Origin of the sequence: Collinsella sp. AM38-1BH, from assembly GCF_003467545.1 — a bacterium.
In the GTDB taxonomy this organism is placed as follows: domain Bacteria; phylum Actinomycetota; class Coriobacteriia; order Coriobacteriales; family Coriobacteriaceae; genus Collinsella.
The window spans coordinates 26,964-47,032 of record NZ_QSHC01000008.1; the positions used below are offsets into that span (position 1 = coordinate 26,964).

17 protein-coding genes are annotated in these 20,069 nt (G+C 55.7%); 11 read left to right on the plus strand and 6 right to left on the minus strand.

Annotated features, from left to right (window positions below; translation table 11 throughout):
* Nucleotides 1-30: 30 nt before the first annotated feature.
* The 5 genes from DW870_RS09380 to DW870_RS04795 all read left to right on the plus strand — a co-directional run bounded on the left by DW870_RS09380 (nucleotide 31) and on the right by DW870_RS04795 (nucleotide 7,227).
* Nucleotides 31-177 carry a CD1871A family CXXC motif-containing protein gene (locus DW870_RS09380; protein ID WP_040219972.1) on the plus strand — a complete coding sequence of 49 codons (147 nt, stop codon included), beginning with the start codon at nucleotides 31-33 and terminating at the stop codon, nucleotides 175-177.
* Complete coding sequence (locus DW870_RS04780) at nucleotides 170-1,072, plus strand: 4Fe-4S binding protein (RefSeq protein ID WP_117770473.1); 903 nt, start codon at nucleotides 170-172, stop codon at nucleotides 1,070-1,072. Before DW870_RS09380 ends, DW870_RS04780 begins: the two co-directional genes overlap by 8 nt.
* A 29-nt stretch (nucleotides 1,073-1,101) precedes the next feature.
* The gene (locus DW870_RS04785) at nucleotides 1,102-2,073 is read left to right on the plus strand and encodes a TlpA disulfide reductase family protein (protein WP_117877048.1); all 972 of its coding nucleotides are present in this window, start codon (nucleotides 1,102-1,104) and stop codon (nucleotides 2,071-2,073) included.
* Between the two features lie 254 nt (nucleotides 2,074-2,327).
* Complete coding sequence (locus DW870_RS04790) at nucleotides 2,328-5,582, plus strand: ABC transporter ATP-binding protein/permease (protein ID WP_117770474.1); 3,255 nt, start codon at nucleotides 2,328-2,330, stop codon at nucleotides 5,580-5,582.
* A 364-nt stretch (nucleotides 5,583-5,946) separates the two neighbouring features.
* Nucleotides 5,947-7,227, plus strand: coding sequence for an MFS transporter (locus DW870_RS04795; protein ID WP_117770475.1), 1,281 nt, complete (start codon nucleotides 5,947-5,949; stop codon nucleotides 7,225-7,227).
* Between the two features lie 137 nt (nucleotides 7,228-7,364).
* On the opposite strand, the gene DW870_RS04800 is transcribed toward DW870_RS04795, so the two are convergent.
* Nucleotides 7,365-7,898, minus strand: coding sequence for a TetR/AcrR family transcriptional regulator (locus DW870_RS04800; protein ID WP_233504667.1), 534 nt, complete (start codon nucleotides 7,896-7,898; stop codon nucleotides 7,365-7,367).
* Between the two features lie 269 nt (nucleotides 7,899-8,167).
* Between DW870_RS04800 and DW870_RS04805 the strand changes: the two genes are divergently transcribed.
* From DW870_RS04805 to DW870_RS04815, 3 genes are all read left to right on the plus strand, one after another.
* Complete coding sequence (locus DW870_RS04805; RefSeq protein ID WP_117770477.1) at nucleotides 8,168-9,406, plus strand: agmatine/peptidylarginine deiminase; 1,239 nt, start codon at nucleotides 8,168-8,170, stop codon at nucleotides 9,404-9,406.
* A gap of 122 nt (nucleotides 9,407-9,528) precedes the next feature.
* Nucleotides 9,529-10,593, plus strand: coding sequence for an ornithine carbamoyltransferase (locus DW870_RS04810; protein WP_006234575.1), 1,065 nt, complete (start codon nucleotides 9,529-9,531; stop codon nucleotides 10,591-10,593).
* Between the two features lie 11 nt (nucleotides 10,594-10,604).
* Nucleotides 10,605-11,870 carry an MFS transporter gene (locus DW870_RS04815; protein WP_117770478.1) on the plus strand — a complete coding sequence of 422 codons (1,266 nt, stop codon included), beginning with the start codon at nucleotides 10,605-10,607 and terminating at the stop codon, nucleotides 11,868-11,870.
* Nucleotides 11,871-12,227: 357 nt separating this feature from the next.
* Here the strand turns inward: DW870_RS04815 and DW870_RS04820 are convergent, their stop codons facing one another.
* Nucleotides 12,228-13,361 carry a hypothetical protein gene (locus DW870_RS04820; RefSeq protein WP_117770479.1) on the minus strand — a complete coding sequence of 378 codons (1,134 nt, stop codon included), beginning with the start codon at nucleotides 13,359-13,361 and terminating at the stop codon, nucleotides 12,228-12,230.
* A 540-nt stretch (nucleotides 13,362-13,901) separates the two neighbouring features.
* Here DW870_RS04820 and DW870_RS04825 point away from each other — a divergent pair.
* Nucleotides 13,902-14,855, plus strand: coding sequence for a tRNA-dihydrouridine synthase (locus DW870_RS04825; protein WP_117770483.1), 954 nt, complete (start codon nucleotides 13,902-13,904; stop codon nucleotides 14,853-14,855).
* A gap of 147 nt (nucleotides 14,856-15,002) precedes the next feature.
* Here the strand turns inward: DW870_RS04825 and DW870_RS09600 are convergent, their stop codons facing one another.
* The 3 genes from DW870_RS09600 to DW870_RS04840 form a co-directional block, all read right to left on the minus strand.
* On the minus strand, nucleotides 15,003-15,110 hold the full coding sequence (locus tag DW870_RS09600) for a hypothetical protein (protein WP_369831642.1): 108 nt from the start codon (nucleotides 15,108-15,110) through the stop codon (nucleotides 15,003-15,005).
* Nucleotides 15,111-16,123: 1,013 nt separating this feature from the next.
* Nucleotides 16,124-16,369: a glutaredoxin gene (locus tag DW870_RS04835; RefSeq protein ID WP_117877050.1), complete on the minus strand. Its 246-nt coding sequence runs from the start codon at nucleotides 16,367-16,369 to the stop codon at nucleotides 16,124-16,126.
* Nucleotides 16,370-16,420: 51 nt separating this feature from the next.
* The gene (locus DW870_RS04840; RefSeq protein WP_117877052.1) at nucleotides 16,421-17,248 is read right to left on the minus strand and encodes a TipAS antibiotic-recognition domain-containing protein; all 828 of its coding nucleotides are present in this window, start codon (nucleotides 17,246-17,248) and stop codon (nucleotides 16,421-16,423) included.
* A gap of 141 nt (nucleotides 17,249-17,389) precedes the next feature.
* Here DW870_RS04840 and tsaA point away from each other — a divergent pair, with 141 nt between their 5' ends.
* Both tsaA and DW870_RS04850 read left to right on the plus strand, forming a co-directional pair.
* Nucleotides 17,390-18,127, plus strand: coding sequence for a tRNA (N6-threonylcarbamoyladenosine(37)-N6)-methyltransferase TrmO (gene tsaA / locus DW870_RS04845; protein WP_233547393.1), 738 nt, complete (start codon nucleotides 17,390-17,392; stop codon nucleotides 18,125-18,127).
* Between the two features lie 112 nt (nucleotides 18,128-18,239).
* The gene (locus DW870_RS04850; protein ID WP_117877056.1) at nucleotides 18,240-19,454 is read left to right on the plus strand and encodes a MalY/PatB family protein; all 1,215 of its coding nucleotides are present in this window, start codon (nucleotides 18,240-18,242) and stop codon (nucleotides 19,452-19,454) included.
* Nucleotides 19,455-19,548: 94 nt separating this feature from the next.
* Here the strand turns inward: DW870_RS04850 and DW870_RS04855 are convergent, their stop codons facing one another.
* Nucleotides 19,549-20,028: a pyridoxamine 5'-phosphate oxidase family protein gene (locus tag DW870_RS04855; protein ID WP_055309987.1), complete on the minus strand. Its 480-nt coding sequence runs from the start codon at nucleotides 20,026-20,028 to the stop codon at nucleotides 19,549-19,551.
* Between the last annotated feature and the right edge of the window lie 41 nt (nucleotides 20,029-20,069).

Sequence of the window (20,069 nt, forward strand, 5' to 3'; positions counted from 1 at the left end):
AATGGTCGCGTAACGAAAGGAGTGGTCAGGTTGTTCAAAGCGGTAAAACCCGTGGTACAGGTCGCTTTGTTGATCGTCGGAATTGCCATGGTGTGCTTTGGCGTTATGCGTGGCGAGGCGGATGCCGTGCTGGCCAAGGCGATTAGGCTGTGCTTGGAGTGTATCGGAATTGGATAAAAGAGAAAACACTGCGTCGCATGTTTTGGCCCGATTTCGCGGATTCATTCAGGCGGCGGCAACACTTATTACCAACATTCACCTGCCAAACTTTGCCAAAGGCGGCATCTATCAGGGCGCGGGAAAAACGGTCTGCGTACCTGGACTTAATTGCTATTCGTGTCCCGCGGCATCGGGTGCGTGCCCCATTGGGTCGTTCCAGTCGGTGGTAGGTTCATCTAAGTTCAACTTCTCCTACTACGTTACCGGTACGCTCATTTTGCTCGGCGTGCTGCTGGGACGCTTTGTATGCGGCTTTCTGTGCCCGTTTGGCTGGCTTCAGGAGCTGCTTCATAAGATTCCCGGCAAAAAGTTCTCCACGAAAAAGCTCAAGCCGCTCACGTACATCAAGTACGTCGTGCTGTTGTTTGCCGTGGTGCTGCTGCCCGTCTTGGTGGTTAACGACGTGGGCATGGGCGACCCGTTCTTTTGTAAGTACATCTGTCCGCAGGGTGTGCTCGAGGGCGCCATTCCTCTGGCCATTGCCAATGCCGGCATTCGATCTGCGTTGGGACAGCTCTTTACTTGGAAACTTGCCGTTCTCATTGCCGTGGTAGTGCTGAGCGTTTTGTTCTACCGCCCCTTCTGCAAATGGATTTGTCCACTCGGCGCATTCTATGCGCTCATGAATAGGGTGTCCCTACTGGGGATTCGGGTTGACGCATGCAAATGTGTCTCGTGCGGCAAGTGCTCAAAGGTTTGTCAGATGGACGTTGATGTGGTCCGCGCGCCCAATCATGCCGAATGTATCCGGTGCGGAAAGTGCATCGGGGTCTGTCCCGTCGACGCCATCAGCTATCGCTATGGCCTGGATGTGTCGGCGGAAAAGCTCCCCTTGACCGCCGATAAAAAGTAAACAAGCTTCGACAAAACGGAGGAATGACCATGAAGCTTTCTAAGATTGCGGCCCTGTTTATGGTGCCAGTATTGGCCTTGTGCCTTGTGGCGTGTTCGGCGCCCAGTGGCAATGCGAGCGAATCTGCGAGCTCCGATCCTAAGATCGCAGAACTCACTGCGCAGAAGCCGGCCAATGCCGACGAGGCCGCCGAGCTGTATGCGAAGCTCATGCAGAAGGAGAACGAGATCTTTTCGAGTGATAACGCGCTGTGGGAAAAGGTATTCAATGCGGCAAATAAAGACTCGGCAATGATTGAGGACGGCAGCAATTACGGCGATTTCCTGCTCAAGACCATCGACGGCGCCAAGGATGAGTTCACGGCGGATGAGCTCAAGACGCTCAAGGCCGGTGCACAGCAGATCAAGGAGATCGAGGACAAGCTCGAGAGCCTGGAGAAGGAGTTCCCCGGCTGTGGAAGCACGCCGAGCTCAGGCGAGAGCGTCGACGCTTCGACCGCTGGCATGACGGCTGGTGCCAATGCTTCGAGCGAGGCGACGAAGTTCCCCAGCTTTACGGGCAAGGACCTGGATGGCAACGACGTGAACAGCGACGAGCTGTTCTCTAAGAACAAGGTCACCGTCATGAACTTCTGGTTCACTACTTGCAAGCCGTGCGTGGGCGAGCTGGGCGATCTTGAGAAGCTGAATCAGGAGCTTGCCGAGAAGGGCGGCCAGGTCGTGGGCGTCAATTCCTTTACGCTCGATGGCAACAAGGGCGAGATCGCAGATGCCAAGGACGTGCTGAGCAAGAAGGGCGTGACATATAAGAACATCTGGTTCAAGTCGGATAGCGAGGCCGGTAAGTTTACGTCAAATTTGTTCTCGTTCCCGACAACGTATGTCATCGATCAGAATGGCAACATCGTAGGGGATCCAATCGTGGGAGCCATCAGCTCCGCTGAGCAGCGCGCAGCGCTCGACAAGCTTATCGACCAGGCGATTGCGAATAGCGAGCAGTAGAAAACGCGTAAAGCATGGCGAGGATCGCGCGCCGCTGTGCGGAGTAGTCCGCTGCCTTTCAAGATAATCTCCACCATACAGAGGTCCCGCTCGGGACCTCTTCTTTTGGGCGTCGTCCCGTTCGTTTTTTGGCGTGCTTCGTTACATTCCTCACTGGCTCCGGCAAAAAATGGGGATAGAGTAGGACAAACGCGTCGAATACGAACGGCGGGGGAGAGCGGGCAAGTGCGTCCGCGTGGGAGAGGTTGCCGTCCATGTTGGAGCTCAAAGGTATTTGCAAAAGGTACGTCACACAGTCGTTTACGCAGGTGGCGCTCGATAACGTGAGCCTGGCTTTTCGCGATAACGAGTTCGTGGCCATTCTGGGTCCCTCGGGCTCGGGCAAAACCACAATGCTCAACGTAATCGGTGGACTCGATCATTTCGATTCCGGCGACCTGCTCATCGACGGCATCTCGACCAAGGACTTTCACGATCGCGATTGGGATGCCTACCGCAACAACCGCATCGGCTTTGTGTTCCAAAGCTATAACCTCATTCCGCATCAGACCATTTTGGAAAACGTGGAGCTGGCGCTCACGCTCACGGGTGTGGGGCATGCCGAGCGCCGCCAGCGTGCGCGCGAGGCGCTCGAGGCGGTTGGCCTGGGCGAGCACGTTAACAAGCGCCCGAGCCAGCTTTCGGGTGGACAGATGCAGCGCGTGGCGATTGCCCGTGCCCTGATCAACGACCCCGAGATCGTGCTGGCAGACGAGCCGACCGGTGCCTTGGATTCCACAACGTCCGTGCAGGTCATGGATCTGCTCAAGGACGTGGCACGCGACCGCCTGGTTATCATGGTCACGCACAATCCCGAGCTGGCGTACCAGTACGCTACGCGCATCGTCAACCTGGCGGACGGCAAGATCACCGACGATTCCGACCCTTTTGATGTTGCCAAGGCCACGCGCCGTGAGGCCAAGCCTACGCGCAAAACCTCGATGAGCTTTGTGACGGCGTTGGGGCTTTCTGCCCGAAACCTTATGACCAAAAAGGGCCGTACGGCCATGACGGCCTTTGCAGGTTCGATTGGAATTATCGGTATTGCGGCAATCCTGGCGCTCTCCAATGGCGTGAACAATTACATCAAAAAGGTCGAGGAGGATACGCTCTCGAGTTACCCGCTTACGATCTCCAAGCAGGATTACGACCTGTCGTCCATGATGGGCGGGCAGGGGGCCGCGGATGACGATATGTCCAAGAGCGAGGACTCGTCCGACGACAGTGCCGGCGGCAAGGCTCAGGGAACCGATAAGATTCCCGTGGTCACGGCTGTAAAGGATATGTTTGCAAGCGTTAAGTCCAACGATATGACGAGCTTTAAGGCATGGCTTGACGACGGCGGCGATGGTATCGACAAAGAGGTCAACGCCATTCAGTACGGCTACGGTATATCGCCGGTTGTCTATCGTGCCGGCAAGGGCGATGAGAAGCCTGTCCGGCTGGTGCCCAACGCCATGACCGAGGCCATGAGCGGAGGCGCGAGCTCGGCGGCTACGGTGAGCATGGAATCCATGGGAACCTCGGTCTTTAACGAGATGATTGACGACCAGAGTCTGCTCGACAGCCAGTACGATGTTGTCGCCGGTCATTGGCCCACGTCTGCCAACGAAGCCGTAATGGTGCTTTCGAGCCGCGGCACGGTGGGCGATTACACGCTCTACAGCATCGGTGCGCTGGATATCGATGAGCTCAACGATCTGGTTAACAGCGCCATGGCGGCTGACGGTGGGGTCGAAGCGCCCGAGACCGGCGCCGACTTTACCTACGACGATGCGCTGTCTACCACGTTTAAGGTGTTGTCGCCGGCCGATGCCTATCGCAAAAACGAAGAGACTGGCATGTGGACTGACATGTCTGGCGACGCCGACTTTATGGCAGCCAAGGTTGCCGACGGTATCGACGTGCACATTGTGGGCGTGGTGCGACCTAACGAGACAGCCAATGCGAGCGCGTTGTCCCCGGGCATTGCCTACACGCATGCGCTGACTCGCCAGCTTATGGAGCGCGCCGCCGATTCGCAGATTGTGCAGGAGCAGCTCGCCCACCCCGAGACGGATGTCTTTACGGGCAAGTCTTTCGATGAACTGCAGGGCGAGGCCAAACAAGGAGTTGATCTAGGCAGCATGTTCAGTGTGGACGAGGCAGCGCTGAAGAGCGCGTTCTCGTTCGATGCGTCTGCGCTCTCGGGTGTTGCCGGCGGTATGGACCTTTCTGGTATCGACTTATCCGGGCTGGACATTGACCTTTCGGGCGTTGGGAAGGACATCGATTTCAGCGACATTATGGCCAAAGCGCCGGCACCAGATTTCTCGGGCATCTTTGACGGCCTGGAACTCACACCCGAGCAAATGCAGCAGGTGGGAACGCTTGCCAACCAGCTGTTTGAGGGATTTTTGCAGTCGGAGCAGTTTAAGGCGTTGTCGCCCGAGGATCTTAAGGACGCGTCGAAGCTCGCCGCCGCGTTCTCGACGTATCTTGAGAGTGATACCGCGGCCCAGCAAATCCTAGCCCAGCTCAAAGCGCTCGGCGGCGATGCCCTGGTCGAGCGCCTGCAGCAGGCGATGACCGACTATGTGCAAAAGCAACTGGCTCCGTATCTGCAGCAGGCTATGGATCAGGTGACCAAGACAATCAGCGACCAGATTGCGACGACGGTATCGTCCCAGCTCAAGGCGGGTGCAGCAGGACTTATGGGCCAGATGGCCACGCAGATGTCGTCGAGCTTTGCCAACCTAGCGAGCGCCATGCAGGTGGATGCGAGTGCCTTTGCTCGTGCTATCCATTTCAACATGGACGCCGAGGACCTGAGCTCGCTCATGATGAGCTATGCGAAGGCGTCGAAGCTCACCTACGACAACAATCTGACCACGTTGGGCTATGCGGATGAGGCCGACCCCATCTCGGTTAAGATTTTCCCGCGTGACTTTGAGGCCAAGGAACGCGTACTCGACCATATCGATGCGTACAACAAACAGGTCAAAGCCGCCGGCCACGACGAGCAGGCAATCTCGTACACCGACTACATGGGCATCATCATGGGCTCGGTGACCGATATCGTGAATACCATCAGCTTGGTGCTCATCGCGTTCGTGAGCATCAGCCTGGTCGTGAGCTCCATCATGATCGGCATCATCACCTACATCAGCGTACTGGAGCGCAAGAAGGAGATCGGCATCCTGCGCGCAATCGGTGCGTCGAAGCGCAACGTGGCAAACGTGTTCAACGCCGAGACCTTTATCGAGGGCCTCATTGCCGGCATCTTTGCCATTGTCGTTGTGGTGCTCGTGAGCTTCCCGGTTAATGCCTGGGCGCTTGCTGCCAAACAGGTCCCCAATTTGATGAGCCTGCCCGTGCAGGATGCGCTGGTGCTCATCGCGATTTCGGTGCTGCTGACGGTTGTCGCTGGCCTGCTGCCAGCCCGCAGCGCATCCAAAAAGGACCCCGTGGAAGCCCTGCGCTCCGAATAATGTGACAAAGGGACAGTCCCTTTGTCACATTGAGTGGCTTGTAAATCGAGGTCTAATACTTTTCCCGAGAAGTGAACGAGTGAAAACGGACCCCCGAAGTATCGGCACTTTCGAGATGCAATTTCTTGCGGTTTTGCCAGCCAAATCCTGCGGGTTTGTCGTCTAAAAATGTCGATGGTTCGGGGGTCCAAAAACGGTCGTTCACTTCTTGGAAAAGTATTAGACCTCGATTTTGCAAGGGCCCAATTACCGTTCGGCACGTTAAGAACTCCCTTTCCCCGCTTAATGCTTGACGGAGAGTCCCCTGGTTTATATACCTATCGGTAGGCATATAGGATGTAATGCCGATAGAAATGGAGTGACCATGGCTCTCACCGCACCAGCCGAAAAAGACCGTCCTCGCGAGAGCAGCGTATTTGCTTGGATTGTCGTTATTGCGCTCGGCTTAATGTCCGCCGGAACGACTGGCACATATAGCATTATTGCCGGCTCATTCGTTGCTCCAGTATGTGAAGACCTGGGCTTTGAGTACACCTCTTTCTCTTTCTATTTCACTGCGATTCTTCTTGGCCTTGCACTTGGACTTCCACTTTTGAGTCGTTTCATTCCAAAAGTAATAGGCAAACCGTGGCATATTTGCGTTGAACTTGTCCTTATTGCCGCCGGCGCCGCAATGGCGTTCTACACCGAAGTCTGGATGTTCATCGTCTCCGCTGCGGTGATCGGCATCTGCTTTTCGTTCACAACGGGCGTCTGCATGTCCGATGTTATTGACCAATGGTTCAGTAAATCGTCCGGTCTTGCCATCGGCCTTGCTTGGGGCGTTAATTCTCTCTGTACGCTGTTGTTGAGCCCTGTCATTACGCTGGTCATCGAGCAACAAGGCTGGCGTACGGGATACATCGTACTTGCGGCCGTTTCTGCAGCTATGATTTTACCTGCGAGTGCATTTATCATTCGCCTTAAACCCTCTGATCGCAACATGCTTCCGTACGGAGAGACCACCTCTGAAACCCATGAGAGCCACAGCGTCGATGAGCGGGAAGATACCCTCTCGGGCATGGCACTCCGTGATGCCACGAAAACGCCGTCTTTTATTCTCTGTGTCCTCCTGCTTTGCGTGGCGCAGCTCACCTGCTGCATGAACCAGTTGTTTCCAACCTATGCAAGCGAGGTCGGTTTCAATCCCATCGTAGGAAGCTTAATGGTCTCGGCAGCTTCGTTCTCCGACATCTTCCTAAATCCCTTCGTAGGCAAAACATGTGACAAACTCGGCGCTATTAAAGCAACGGTCGCGTGGACAGGTGTCAGCATTTTTTCATTCCTACTTCTCATCATTGGCGGAAGCAATGAGACCGTTTCCATCATTGCAGCTGGCGTAAACGATGTCATGTTCGCCATTGTTGGAACCGCAATGCCGATGCTTCTCCTCTCGCTCTTTGGATCACGCGATTTTGGAAGGATCTATTCAATCGTTTGCTCAGCGGGCTATGTCGTCGGTGCTTTTGGAATGCCGGTCATGATGAAGGTTTACGGCATGGCAGGGTCATTCCAGGGAGTATTTATCTTCTGCATTGCCTGCAACCTTATGATTGCTGCGTTTGCTATCGTTTCCGGCTTTCTCAGTAAGGCTGCTGAAAAGTAATAAGCGCCGATTGCATCGGCATAGATTGCCATGCAACAGGGGTCGACTCCAAGCCAGACTGGAGTCAACCCCTGTTTTCGTTTTAAAGGTTGCCCGCAGGCACCATGGGTGCCAACATGCGCTTCAGCTTGGCTGGCCTATTTGAACATAAGCTCGACTATTCCCGCCCAAACCGCTTTTTCATCAATATCCTCACCTTGAGCGACCGTATTGCTCGCTCCCTCCAGAACGGTATAAAGAATTTGTACGTAGAGCATCACGTCGGCACTATCGGAAAACGCGCCAATCTCTGCACCATGAAGAAGGATGTCTTTAAGCGCATCCATGGTTCGTTTGGTCGCCGTCGCTTGACGTTCCTGAACTGCAGGAATTCGATTTGCTTGAACGCTAACCTCGGCCAGCACGCGCCGGCGCTTTTCATCGCTTCGATAACCACCTATAACTGAATTGCCGAGCTCGATAAGCGCGGCCTTGAACCCGTCCCTATCGACTATTAGCGAGTAGTCGCGCTGATAGTCGATGGTCGGAAACATGCTGTCCAAGAGCGTAGTGAAAATCTCCTCTTTAGAGGGAAAGTAGTAGTACACCGACGGCTTGGATATACCGACAAAGTCGCAAATCTTTCCGATAGACGCTTTGTCATAACCGACTTCTGCCACAAGATCGTACATTGCGTCCAATATTTTTTTTCTTGTGCTCACGCTGCATTTCTCCATTGCAAATCATTTCCGCACTACCAACATTATTAAGGATGGCAACGGAACATCAATTCGTGTCCAAACATGACCACTATATACGGTGAACGGTATGTATCAGTAGGCGAGCGGAAATTATTCAAAACTATCTACCGAACGGTAGGTATAGTAGTACTATAGCAGGTGAAACCCCGCTATTGTCGCGGCCGGACAGCATCGCGGGAAACCCGACGGAAGGACCAACCATGTACGAGAACTATCGTATGCCGGGCGAGTTCGAGAAGCGCTCCAACGTCTATGTGACATGGCTTCCCGATTACATCCGTGCAGAGGGTTACGATAACCGCCAGCCCTGCGTTGACGTGATCAAGGCTCTGCTCGAGTATGGCGACGTTACGGTCAACCTCAATTGCGGCACCCCCGGCTCCTATGAGGAGGCTTGCTCGCGCCTGAAGGAGGAGGGGGTTGATCTCGATCGCATCGAGATCACGCAGTTCGAAGACTCCAACTTCTATGTCCGCGACAACGGTCCCAGCATCATGGTCGACGACAAGGGCCATTCTTATATGGTCAACCCTGCTTGGACTTATTACGGCGTGTGGGACAAGAACTCCCCGGAGTGCCAGTCCGCACGTAAGGCAGCCGTTCACATGGCGGTTGCGCTCGGTTGCTTCGATATCGTCAATTCCGAAATGGTTTCGGAGGGCGGCGACCGCGAGTTTGACGGTCACGGCACTCTGATCGCCATCGAGGACACGGAATGCCGCAAGCGTAACCCCGAGTTCACGAAAGAGGAAGTTGAGGCCGAGTATAAGCGCATCTACAACCTCAACAAGGTTATCTGGCTTCCGCAGCCTATGCTCGAGGACGACGACTATCGACTGGGCATCCTCGACGAGAAGGAAGACGGAACTCCCGTCTTTGGCATGAGCTTTGCGGCTCACATTGATGAGATGTGTCGCTTTATCACTCCGAACAAGATTCTTCTTGCCGAGGTGTCCGATGAAGAGGCAGCTTCGAGCAAGGCTGGCGCAGAGTCTCGTCGCCGCATTGAGGCGGCCTACGAGATCCTGAGCAACGAAACGGACTGGGAGGGCAAGCCCTTCGAGATCGTTCGTATGCCCACCGCCGAGCCGATTGAAGTCGTTATCGCCCCTGGCGATGAGGATTACGAGCTCTATAAGGGCTTCATCGACGAAATGGGCGGCAAGTTTATGGATGGCACTCCCTGGCCCGAGGGTCCCGTTCACTTCTACGCAGCAGCGAGCTACTGCAACTTCCTCATCTGCAATGGCGTCGTTCTTGGTCAGCGTTATTACCACGAGGGCATGAACGAAGTCGTGAAGGAGAAGGACGAGCAGGCCAAAGCCGTTCTTGAGAGCTGCTTCCCCGATCGCAAAGTCATCATGATTGACTCTCTCGCGCTTAACCTGTCCGGCGGCGGCGTGCACTGCTGGACCAAGGACGTGGCAGCCAGCTGCTAGCGAGCCTTTGAGCCTGCACTGTCTGATTTAGGCGCCACACTTACTGCTCCCCGAGGGATATCCGTGTTTCCCTCGGGGACACATTCGACATTCATCTATTACTAAATGGAAAGGAAATAGGCATGAACAACAGCCTCCGCGGTCGCGACTACATCAACATCCATGATCTCTCCTCCGAGGATTTCCGCTATCTCATTGATCTTGCCTGGAACCTTAAGGCTCAGAAGAAGTCTGGTGTCGACCAGCGCTACTTCCCCGGTAAAAACGTCCTCGCCAACTTTGAGTGGGGTTCGACCCGTACTCGTTGCGCATTCGAGACCTCCTGCAATGATTTGGGCATGGGCTTCACTTATCTGACCAACTCCCACATGGGTGACTGCGAGACCGTCAAGGATGCCATGCGCGTCTTTAACGGCATGTACGATCTCATCGTCTACCGCGCACAGAAGGACGAGCAGTTCCTCTATGACGTCGCCGACCTGGTTGACATCCCGGTCATCAATGCCCTTACTCTCGGCGATCACCCGACTCAGATGCTCGCTGACGCTCTTACGATGGAAGAGCAATGGGGCGGTCTGCGTACGAGCCGCGGCAAGAAGATGGCTTTCGTTGGCAACTGCGCCGGCGCCCCGGTGTGGTATGGCCGTCTGTGCGCTATGCTCGACATGGACTTCCTTGCCATCGGCCCCGACGACCTCCGTCATCAGATGTGCAAGGAAATGATCGAAGAGGTGGAGGCCTGCTACGCCAAGTACGCTCCCAATAGGACCTTTACCATCACCTCTGACCTCGATGCCCTGGATGGCGTTGACGTTATCGTTACCGAGGAGTGGCGCTACATCAACCCCGAGTGCGGCGAAGAGGTTCTGGATCCCGACGACTACAACTCCTGGCTGGGCGATGCCGAGTCTTTGTACCCCTATCGCGTCACCAGCGAGCTGTGCAAGCGCACCAACAATCCCGACATCTTCTGCATGCATGAGCTTCCCTCTGTCCATAACGCAGATCACCGTGTTGGCAAAATGCTCCTCGACCAGTGCAAGAACGACCTTCATCGCGAGATCATCACCGAGGGCTTCGAGATTGCCGACGAGTGCTTTGAGGCCAACGCTTCGGTCATCTTCCGTGAGGCAGAGAACCGTCAGCACACCATCAAGGCCGTTATGTGTGCCCTTCTGGGTCTCTAGGAGCTGTATCAATGGAAAATGCAAAGTTAAAGAGCAGCAAGGTCTACGCATGGGTTCTCGTAATCGCGCTTGGCCTCATGTCTGCTGGTACGACCGGATCCTATAGCGTAATCGCCGGCTCCTTCGTCGCGCCCGTGTGCGAGGAGTTCGGGTTTGACTATTCAATCTTCTCGTATTACTTCACCGCGACGCTCATCGGTCTTGCGGCGGCGCTTCCGTTTGTCGGAAAACTTATCCCCAAGGTTGTTGGCAAGGTTTGGCTCCCCGTCGTCGAGCTTATTCTGCTCGCCGCCGGCGCAGGCATGGCCTTCTACACCGAAGTTTGGATGTTCATCGCCGCTGGCGCCCTGATTGGCATTTGCTTCGCCTTCACCACCGGCGTCGCCATGTCCGACGTTATTGACCAGTGGTTCAAAAAATCTGGTGGCCTGGCAATTGGTCTCGCCTGGGCAGTGAACTCGATTTACATGCTCATCATGAGCCCCGTCATCACCTCTGTCATCGAGGCCGCTGGCTGGAGGACTGGTTATCTGGTGCTCGCTGGCGTCTCCGCCGTGCTCATTCTCCCCGCTTCCGTCCTGATTATCCGCTATAAGCCTCAGGACAAGGGCATGCTGCCCTATGGCTACGTCGAGGGCGAGCCGGACGCCGAGACCGAGGAGACGACCGAGGATAGCACGCGTGGCGTTAGCTATGCGCGCGCCATTAAGTCGCCTGCCTTCTTCTTCTGCATCGGCTTCCTCTGCCTCGTTCAGCTCACTTGCTGCATGAACCAGCTCTTCCCGACGTATGCTTCCGAGGTTGGTTTTAGCCCCATGGTGGGCGGCTTCATGGTATCCGCTGCATCGCTCTTCGATCTGTTCCTCAATCCGATCGTCGGCACCACTTGCGATAAGTTTGGCAGCACGAAGGCTATTCTGGGCTGGCTCGCTGTCTCCATCCTCTCCTTTGTCATGCTCATGATGAGCAGCGGCAACTCGACGCTCAGCATCCTCGCAGCAGGCGTGAACGACGTAATGTACGTCATCGCTGGCACTGCCCTGACCGTTTTGGTTATGGACGTCTTTGGCTCCCGCGATTTCGGTCGCATCTTCGCGCTGATCTGCTCCGTGGGCTATATCGTCGGCGCCTTTGGCATGCCCGTTATGATGAAGGTCTATGAGCTTGTCGGCTCCTTCCAGGGCGTCTTCATCTTCTGCATCGCATGCAACGTTATTATCGGCCTGTTCTTGCTGCTGGCAAAAAAGACTGGTAAGAACCTCTCCTGGGACGAATAGTTCGATTCGTCTTAGACATACGCTGTAGGGCTTAACCTACAGCCGCTTTGGGGCATCGACTAACATCGGTGCCCTTTTTCATCGAATGTGACAAAGGGGCAGCCACTTTGTCACATTGAGTGGCATGTAAATCGGGGTCTAATACTTTTCCGAGAAGTGAACGAGTCAAAATGGACCCCCGAAGCGTCGACACTTTTGAGATGCAATTTCCTGCGGTTTTGCCAGTCAAATCCTGCGGTTTTGACGTCTAAAAATGTCGATGCTTCGGGGGTCCAAATACAGCCGTTCACTTCTCGGAAAAGTATTAGACCTCGAGATATAGATGATGTTTGCGAGCGGCAATTAGAGCGTAAGCTTTTAGTTCTTCTTTGCAGAGAGCATGAGTCTAATTTCCGGATGGGTGTATTCGTCGAACTCTTCCTTGGGCTCGGTGTCAAAGGTGTAGTACGACTTGATAGATTCGTCCTCCGTCTTGATGCTGATTTCTTCATATAGGGATCCGGCTAAAAATGCCTGTTTAAATTCATCCGACAGGCTGCATGGCGTGAGGAGGCCCGGTGTGGCAACGGAAATGTCCAACCCGTTGAGCGGGGCGCAGAGCGTCGCGATATCCTGCTCGGCGCGGGCGAGGTTGTCTGCAAGGCTTTCCTCGGGGTCGATCTGACTGGTGTAATCGACGTCCGTGAGCATGCTGTCTGCATCAAAAGAAAGGTAGACATAGGCTGCTTGAGCGCCGAGGTCATTATCGCGTAGATAGCCGATTATGCGGTAGCCGTAGTCGTGATATGACACGTATGGGTCGTCTGCTGCGACGCGTTCGCACACGGGCTCCAAGGCATCTTGCGCGATGGCGAGCTGCTCGGCGGCTGCAGCCTTTCTTGCCTGAAGCTCGTTATTTCCCTGGATAAACTGCGGGATGTAGACGCCAAGCAGCACAATGACGGGCACCACTGCGAGAGCTATGACCTGCTTCTTGACGCTTGGAATCGTCACGCCGTATGCGTTTGCCATGGCCTCGGCATTGCTCGAGGTTTCGGCTAGCACGTCTGCCGCCGTGGCGACTGCCCCTACGGCGCCGGCGACCTCGGCGGCACCGCCCAGGTCGCGCGCGAGATCGTTATCGCTGTTCTTGAGCATGCGGCCGGCAGCTTGCGCGGAAAGCACGCCGGCGACCTCCGCGGAACGGTCCTTGTTAGTCTGGGCTACCGCAAGCCTGCTCTGCAGCTCCTTCCACTGTTTGCCCTGCATTCCAAAGCGCGGCGCAAGAGCGCAATAGCAAAAGATGGCGAGTTCGATTGCGGTGAGTGCGATGGCGGTACATATGCCCGCGGGTTGGAATTCCTTTTGGTGGAACGCGATATCGTTGATCATTTGGAGCGGCAACATCAACAGGCATGCCACGAACGACATGACGAGTGCGGTCGCTGCGATCTTGGGGTATGTGCAGTACCGCTGGATGCGTTTCTTTTCTTGTTCGGTGAGCTGCTGCATGGGGCCTCGACTCTCATCGTTTTTGGGCGATGCGCACATGCTCTTGAGTATAGATGAGTGGAGGGTGTCTGTTGTTCAGACATAGCGGTCAACAGCGTGCTGTTGGCGGTCGTCGTGATCATGAACGTCGTTTTTGGAGCATGGAGCCGCTGTCATGGGGCGAATGACGCGCAAGGGGGCTGTCGCGGGACAGCCTCTCGCTGTTTGTGAGCGCCAGCAAATCGAAGGTGAATGGTTTCCCGAGAAGTGAACGACCTATTCTGGACCTCTGAAGCATTCGCACTTTTGGATGCAAAAACCGCAGGATTTGAGTGATAAAACCGCAGGAATTGGTCTTCCAAAAGTGTCGATGCTTCGGGGGTCCGATTTTACTCGTTCACTTCGCGGAAAAGCATTCACCTTCGTTGCGTGAGGCGACGGATGGAAGGGTGATTATCGTCAAGTAGCTACCTCTGCCTTGTGAATCATCTGAAGCACAAGGCATAATGCATGTGACAAGGGGGCAGTCCCTTTACCGCATTGATCTGAGAGTAGATGTTGATGATTCTATCGTTGGCCCCTATGGAGGGGATTACTGGGCATGTGTTCCGCCGCGTGCATGCGGAGTGCTTTGGTGCGCTCGACTGCTACTATACGCCGTTTTTGCCGCCGCCGCGGGTGGGAAACCGCTTTGGCGGCAAGGCGTTTAAGGAGATCGATCCTGCCAATAACCAGGGGCTCAACGTAGTGCCTCAGCTGATGTCTAAGAACGCGGACGAGTTTGTATGGGCGGCACAGGTGCTCGCCGACATGGGCTACCGCGAGGTCAATCTCAACCTTGGCTGCCCCTCGGGTACGGTTGTTGCCAAGGGTAAAGGATCGGGCTTTCTGCGCAACCTCGACGAGCTCGAGGTGTTCTTGAGCGATGTGTGCGAGCGGTCACCGTTGCCGGTATCGGTCAAGACCAGGCTGGGGCTTGAGAGCGACGACGAATACGAGCGTGTGCTCGATCTGTATTGCCGCATGCCGTTGGCAGAGCTGATCGTGCACCCGCGCGTGCAAAAGGACCGCTATACGGGATCGCCGCGCAAGGAGTTTTACGGCGAGACGCTGGAACGCGCGCCGTTCCCCGTGGCCTATAACGGTGACATTTTCGATCTTGAGGATATGGACGCGCTGGTGGAGGCCTATCCCGGCACGCGCCATGTAATGCTGGGGCGTGGCTTGCTTGCGAATCCCGCGCTCGCTCGCATGGTCAAGGGTGGCCCTGCTGCAACGGCTGCTGAGCTGCAGCGCTTCCACGACACGCTGTTTGCGGCCTATGCAGAAGAGATTGGCGGCAATGCGGTCTTTCGCATGAAGGAGTGGTGGTTCTACGCCAAATGCGCCTTCGCCGACCCCGCTACCGTTCACAAGCTCGTACGCAAGACCAAAAAGGTCGACGAATACCGCGCCGCCGTCGAGCGCGTCTTTCGCGAACAGCCACTTGCGCCCATAGCACGCTTCCACGGCTAGTTAGTCGTTGGGGACGCACTTTAACGACTAGTCATTTAAAAGAACGTCCCGAATGACTATGTTGCAAAATACCGTACGCCAGCATCCAAAGATGTCGAAAAATGTCGACTTTGGATGCTGGCGTACGTCTTTGGGCTCGGTGGATAACTAGGCAATCATTGCATCGATCGTGATGAGCTCCCTGAGTCGCTCTGTGCGTGTCTGCCCATGGCGCTTTGCTTTTGCGTCAAACGCATCAAGAACCGACTCACCCACACGTGCCGATAAAACAATGCTTGGCTCATCAGAGATCGGCGGTCTTCCCAGCTTGATGGTGCGACCCTTCGGCCACTTATCTTTTTCGTATGCCTCCGCGGCTTTCTCCAACTCTCCGGGGGGCAAACCCCATCATCTTTTCGAGCTGCTTAGCGTCCATAGCGCCCCCTATCGATTGACATAATGTCGAGCGCTGGTTCTCGGAATCTCTTTTTGTATACAGTTTTGTAGACAAAAATACAAGCAGTTTATCAAGCTAATTAGCGTGTATTGACTAGTTTTTTCGATAGGAAATGAGCATCGATGGCTTCGATATTTCTTCGCTTTCCAGTCTGGAACATGAGCGCTCATTGAACCTGCAGAGGGGGCACTTTAACAAACTATCGAGATTCTGGTCAGGAGCTTTCACCGGTCTTCGGTGGTGAGAACAGCTCAATTCGCGACACAGTGTGTCGCGAATTGGAGTAGTCGCTGAGTGTTCTTTAACAACTAGTCATTCAAGAAAAGAGTGTCTAAGTGCCAGAATTGCCATTTTGAGTCGTCCCTAACGACTATTCTGGAGGGCTGTGTGCAAAAAAGGGCAAATATGAGTACTGTTGCCATTATGGTTGCATTTATTTTTTTCAAAAATGAGGTCCCTGATGAGATTTAATACCATTAGGCGTCTCTTTTATTGAACATATGGGGAGGAATAACGCCGTCTGCGGGCGCTTGGGGCGTTGAATGATCCCTGAAATGATTAAAATCGCTGTTACTAAACAAGTAGCAGTACTCATATTTGCCATTTTTTGAACACGGTCCTCTAAGGAGCCCTTTCCAGAGATGTCAGATGGCCTCAAACAGCCATAATCCAAAGGTCGTCTCAAACAACCAGTCATTTAAGAACGTCCCCAATGACTACCCATGCAAAAAACTGTACACCAGCATCCAAAGATGTCGAAAAATGTCGATTTTGGATGCTGGTGTACATGTTTGGGTCGTATGGGTTGGGGCCAGCCGACCGCAATAGAACGCTAGAGCAGGTTCTCCTGCGCCCACGCGATGATGTCGCTCGACTCGTAGAGTGGCTTGCCGTCGATGAACAGGCAGGGAACCTGGCGTTTTCCGCCGACGGCGATGAGTGTCTGCTCGGCTTCGGTATCGGTCGAGATATTGCGTTCGGGAATGGTCACGCCGTTATCGGCCAAAAAGCGCTTGACCTTTATGCAATACGGGCAGCCGGTCATAACGTAGAGCACGAGCTCATGATTAGTAGCCATAGGTCTCCAATCGGTTGCGGTTTTGATTGAAATACCCAAAGCCGCCGCAATCTATGCGCGGGCCAGCGACGACTCGATGGCCTGTACCAAAAACGCCGTGGCTCCGGTGCCGCAGGGTTTGTCGTAGTAGCCAACAAAGCGCTGGTCGGCAAGATAACCGTGGGCGAGGCCCAGGTACGCTTCGTTCTGGGGCTCGCATCCCCAGTTGAGAGCAATCCAGCGACGATGCATCGCGACAAGCTTGCGAGCCTCGTTGCTCTCTGGGTCGCCAATGCCCATGGCAATTGAGAGCTGGCCCAGAATAGCGCGTTCAAGTTCCTTCATGTCGTTCCATGTCTGAGGATCTATGTCCAGTAACGTTTCGTTTGCTGCATCGATAGCCTCATCGCCATAGCGCGCCCGCGCCTCGGCGCCGTAGCGCTCCTCGTTTTCCTGCACGGTGCGCCAGCGCTCCAGTTGCGGCAACACGGCGCCCATGAGCGAGACGGCATCGTCGAGCGACATACCGGTGTTTTGCGCCAGGCGCGGGGCGCAGTCCTCGATCATCGCCTCCATGGTGGTGTCGTAGGTGTACTTGCCGTGGTCGTAGCACCACTTGCAGTAATGGTCGGTCGTGGCGCCCGTGGCATCGGTGCCGCAGTCGTCGGGCGTGAGTATCATGCCGCAGCTCTGGCAATAGTGCTCGGGCATTTCGAGCAGATGAGACAGGGGCTCGCCGGTCACGGCGGCGATGAGCTTCATCATGTCGATGCCCGGTGTGACCTCGCCACGCTCCCAACGGCTGACGGCTTGGCGTGTGACGAAGAGCTTGGCGGCGAGTTGCTCTTGGGTGAGGTGATGAGCGCGACGGACGGCGATGAGCTTTTCTGCAAAGGCCATAACGGCTCCTTTCTGCTGGTTGATGGCTTAAGCATACGCGGCAGCAGGCGCCCTTCCAAGCAACCGTTGGTTGCACGACGGGGGACCGCGGCGAAGAATTGCACGCAACGCCCCACACCTCCATGCCGTACAATGACCGGCATGGAACCTATCGCACACATACATACCGACCTGCCGCAGAAGTTCGGCATTCCGCGCAACAGCTTTTTGGCGCCTCATCTGCAGGGACACATCGTCTTTGAGCCGGAATTTGCCTCCAATGCAGCGGTTGAGGTCCTGGACTCCTTCTCTCACCTATGGCTGTTGTGGCGCTTCGAAAACGGAACGCCCGGCGGCACGGCAAACGACATAGCTGCCGATGCCAAGTCGCAGGACAGGTCTGGCACCAACGTCAAGTGGTCGAAGACCGTGCGCCCGCCGCGTCTGGGCGGAGCCGAGCGCGTGGGTGTCTTTGCCACGCGCAGTCCGTTTCGCCCTAATCCCATCGGGCTCACCTGCGTTAAGCTCGACCGCGTGGAGCTTACCGACGACGGCCCCATCATCCATGTGCTGGGGGCCGATCTGCGCGACGGCACGCCCATCTACGATATCAAGCCCTACATCCCGTTTGCGGACTGCCACCCGGATGCGACCGGCGGCTGGATTGAGGGTGCTCCGTGGCAAGAGCTCGATGTTGAGTTTCCACAAGCGCTGCAGGATATGGTCCCGCCCGCAAAGCTCCCCGGCTTGGTCGAGGTCCTTTGCCAAGATCCGCGCCGCGCGGGCAGCAAGCACGAGCCAAACCGCGTTTACCACTTAGCTTATGCTGGGCTCGACATATCTTTTACGGTCGATAAAACCCAGCTAACCGTAGTCGCCGTCAACGACGCGCAAGACTAACCAGCCATTCGTCTGAACCCGTCAAATTAAGCGCCAAACCCCATGTCAAAATCGCCCATGCTGGTGGACAATAACGCCTACCAAAATAGTCCGCTTTGCATGGGAGCTCAGCATGAAATACGACTTTAGCTCGCTTATCGACCGCCACGGCATGGATGCCATCGCCGTTGACTCTTGGGGCGAGATCCCCAGTATGGCTCCGAACGCACCCGACGAGGGCTTCGACCGCATTCCCATGTGGGTGGCCGACATGAACTTCGCCACGGTGCCCACGGTTCAGGAGTACATCATCAAGCGCGCTCAGCACCCCATGTTTGGCTACTTCAATCCGCGTCCCGAGTACTTCGACCGCATCATCGAATGGCAGAGCCGTCGCAACGGCGTTGAGGACTTGGCGCCGAAGCATATCGGCTACGAAAACGGCGTGCTGGGCGGTGTCGTGTCGACGCTACGCGCGTATGTCCAGCCAGGTGATGCGGTGCTGGTCCACAGCCCTACCTACATCGGCTTTACCAAGTCCATCGAGGCCGCGGGCTATCGTATTGTCCACAGCCCGCTTAAGCTCGACGACCAGGGCGTGTGGCGCATGGACTTTGAGGACATGGAGCGCAAACTCGCCCAAAACTACATCCATGCCGCGGTGTTCTGCTCGCCGCACAATCCCTGCGGCCGCGTATGGGAGCGCGACGAGATCGAGCGCGCCATGGACATCTATCGCCAGCACGATTGCGTGGTGATCTCGGACGAGATTTGGTCCGATATCATCCTGCCGGGACACAAGCACATCCCGACGCAGTCGGTGAGCGAGGATGCTCGCATGCGCACGGTTGCCCTCTACGCGCCCAGCAAGACGTTCAACCTGGCGGGCCTGGTCGGCAGCTACCACATCATCTACAACGAGACGCTGCGCGACCGCGTGTGCGCCGTGTCCAACAAGACCCACTACAACGAGATGAATGTCCTCTCCATGCATGCGCTTATCGGTGCCTACCAGCCGCAGGGCTATGAGTGGGTTGATGAGCTCAACCAGGTGCTTGCCGGCAATATCGAGTACTTCTGCACGTATGCAGAAAAGCACTGGAAGGGCGTCGCGTTTTCGCGTCCGCAGGGCACGTACATGGTGTTTCTGGACTGCACCGAGTGGTGCCGCGAGCATGGCCGCGATATTCAGTGGTTGCTCGACGAGGGGGCGCGCGTGGGCGTGGGGTATCAGGACGGCCGCCCGTTCCACGGGCCCTGCCACATTCGCGTGAATCTGGCGCTGCCGCTTTCGCGCGTGAGGGAAGCGTGCGACCGCCTGGACCGCTACGTTTTTAATGCACGGTAAGCGTGCGCTGCATGTGGGGCCTTCTGCCAAGTTGGCTAGAAGGCCCCACATGGTAAAGCATCTGTAGCAATTGGGCGCAGACCTGCTGAGAGGCTTACTTTTCTTGAATCTGCTTGCCGCAAAGATGCTCAATCGTAATCTCGTAGAGCTGGACGCCCTTGATGTCTTTGGCGATTTCCTCTTCGACTTCCTCGGCAGAAGGGTAGTACTTAAGCGCGAGCTGGCGGACTTTGTCCTCGATAAACGCGGGGGTGTCATTCGCCAGGCGACAACGGCCAAAGACCACGGTACTCATAACGTAGGGAGCCCAGTCACCGTCCTGGTACCACTCGTTGCCGTAAACGGTAAAGCAGACCTTGTCATCGCGCTTGAGTGCGTCGACCTTGTGGCCAGCCTTGGCGCCATGGAAATAAATCTTGTCGTGCTCGGCGTCAAAGAAGTAGTTGACGGGAATGGCGTACGGGTAGCCATCGTCGCCGTTGACGGCAAAGACGCCGCGCTTGCAGGTAGCGAGCAGTTCGCGCGCTTCCTCGTCAGTGATGGCGCGTTTTTTTCGACGTAAGGGCCTAAACATCGTTGGTTTCCTTTCTGGTCGTGCGTGGTGGTTGAGCACAA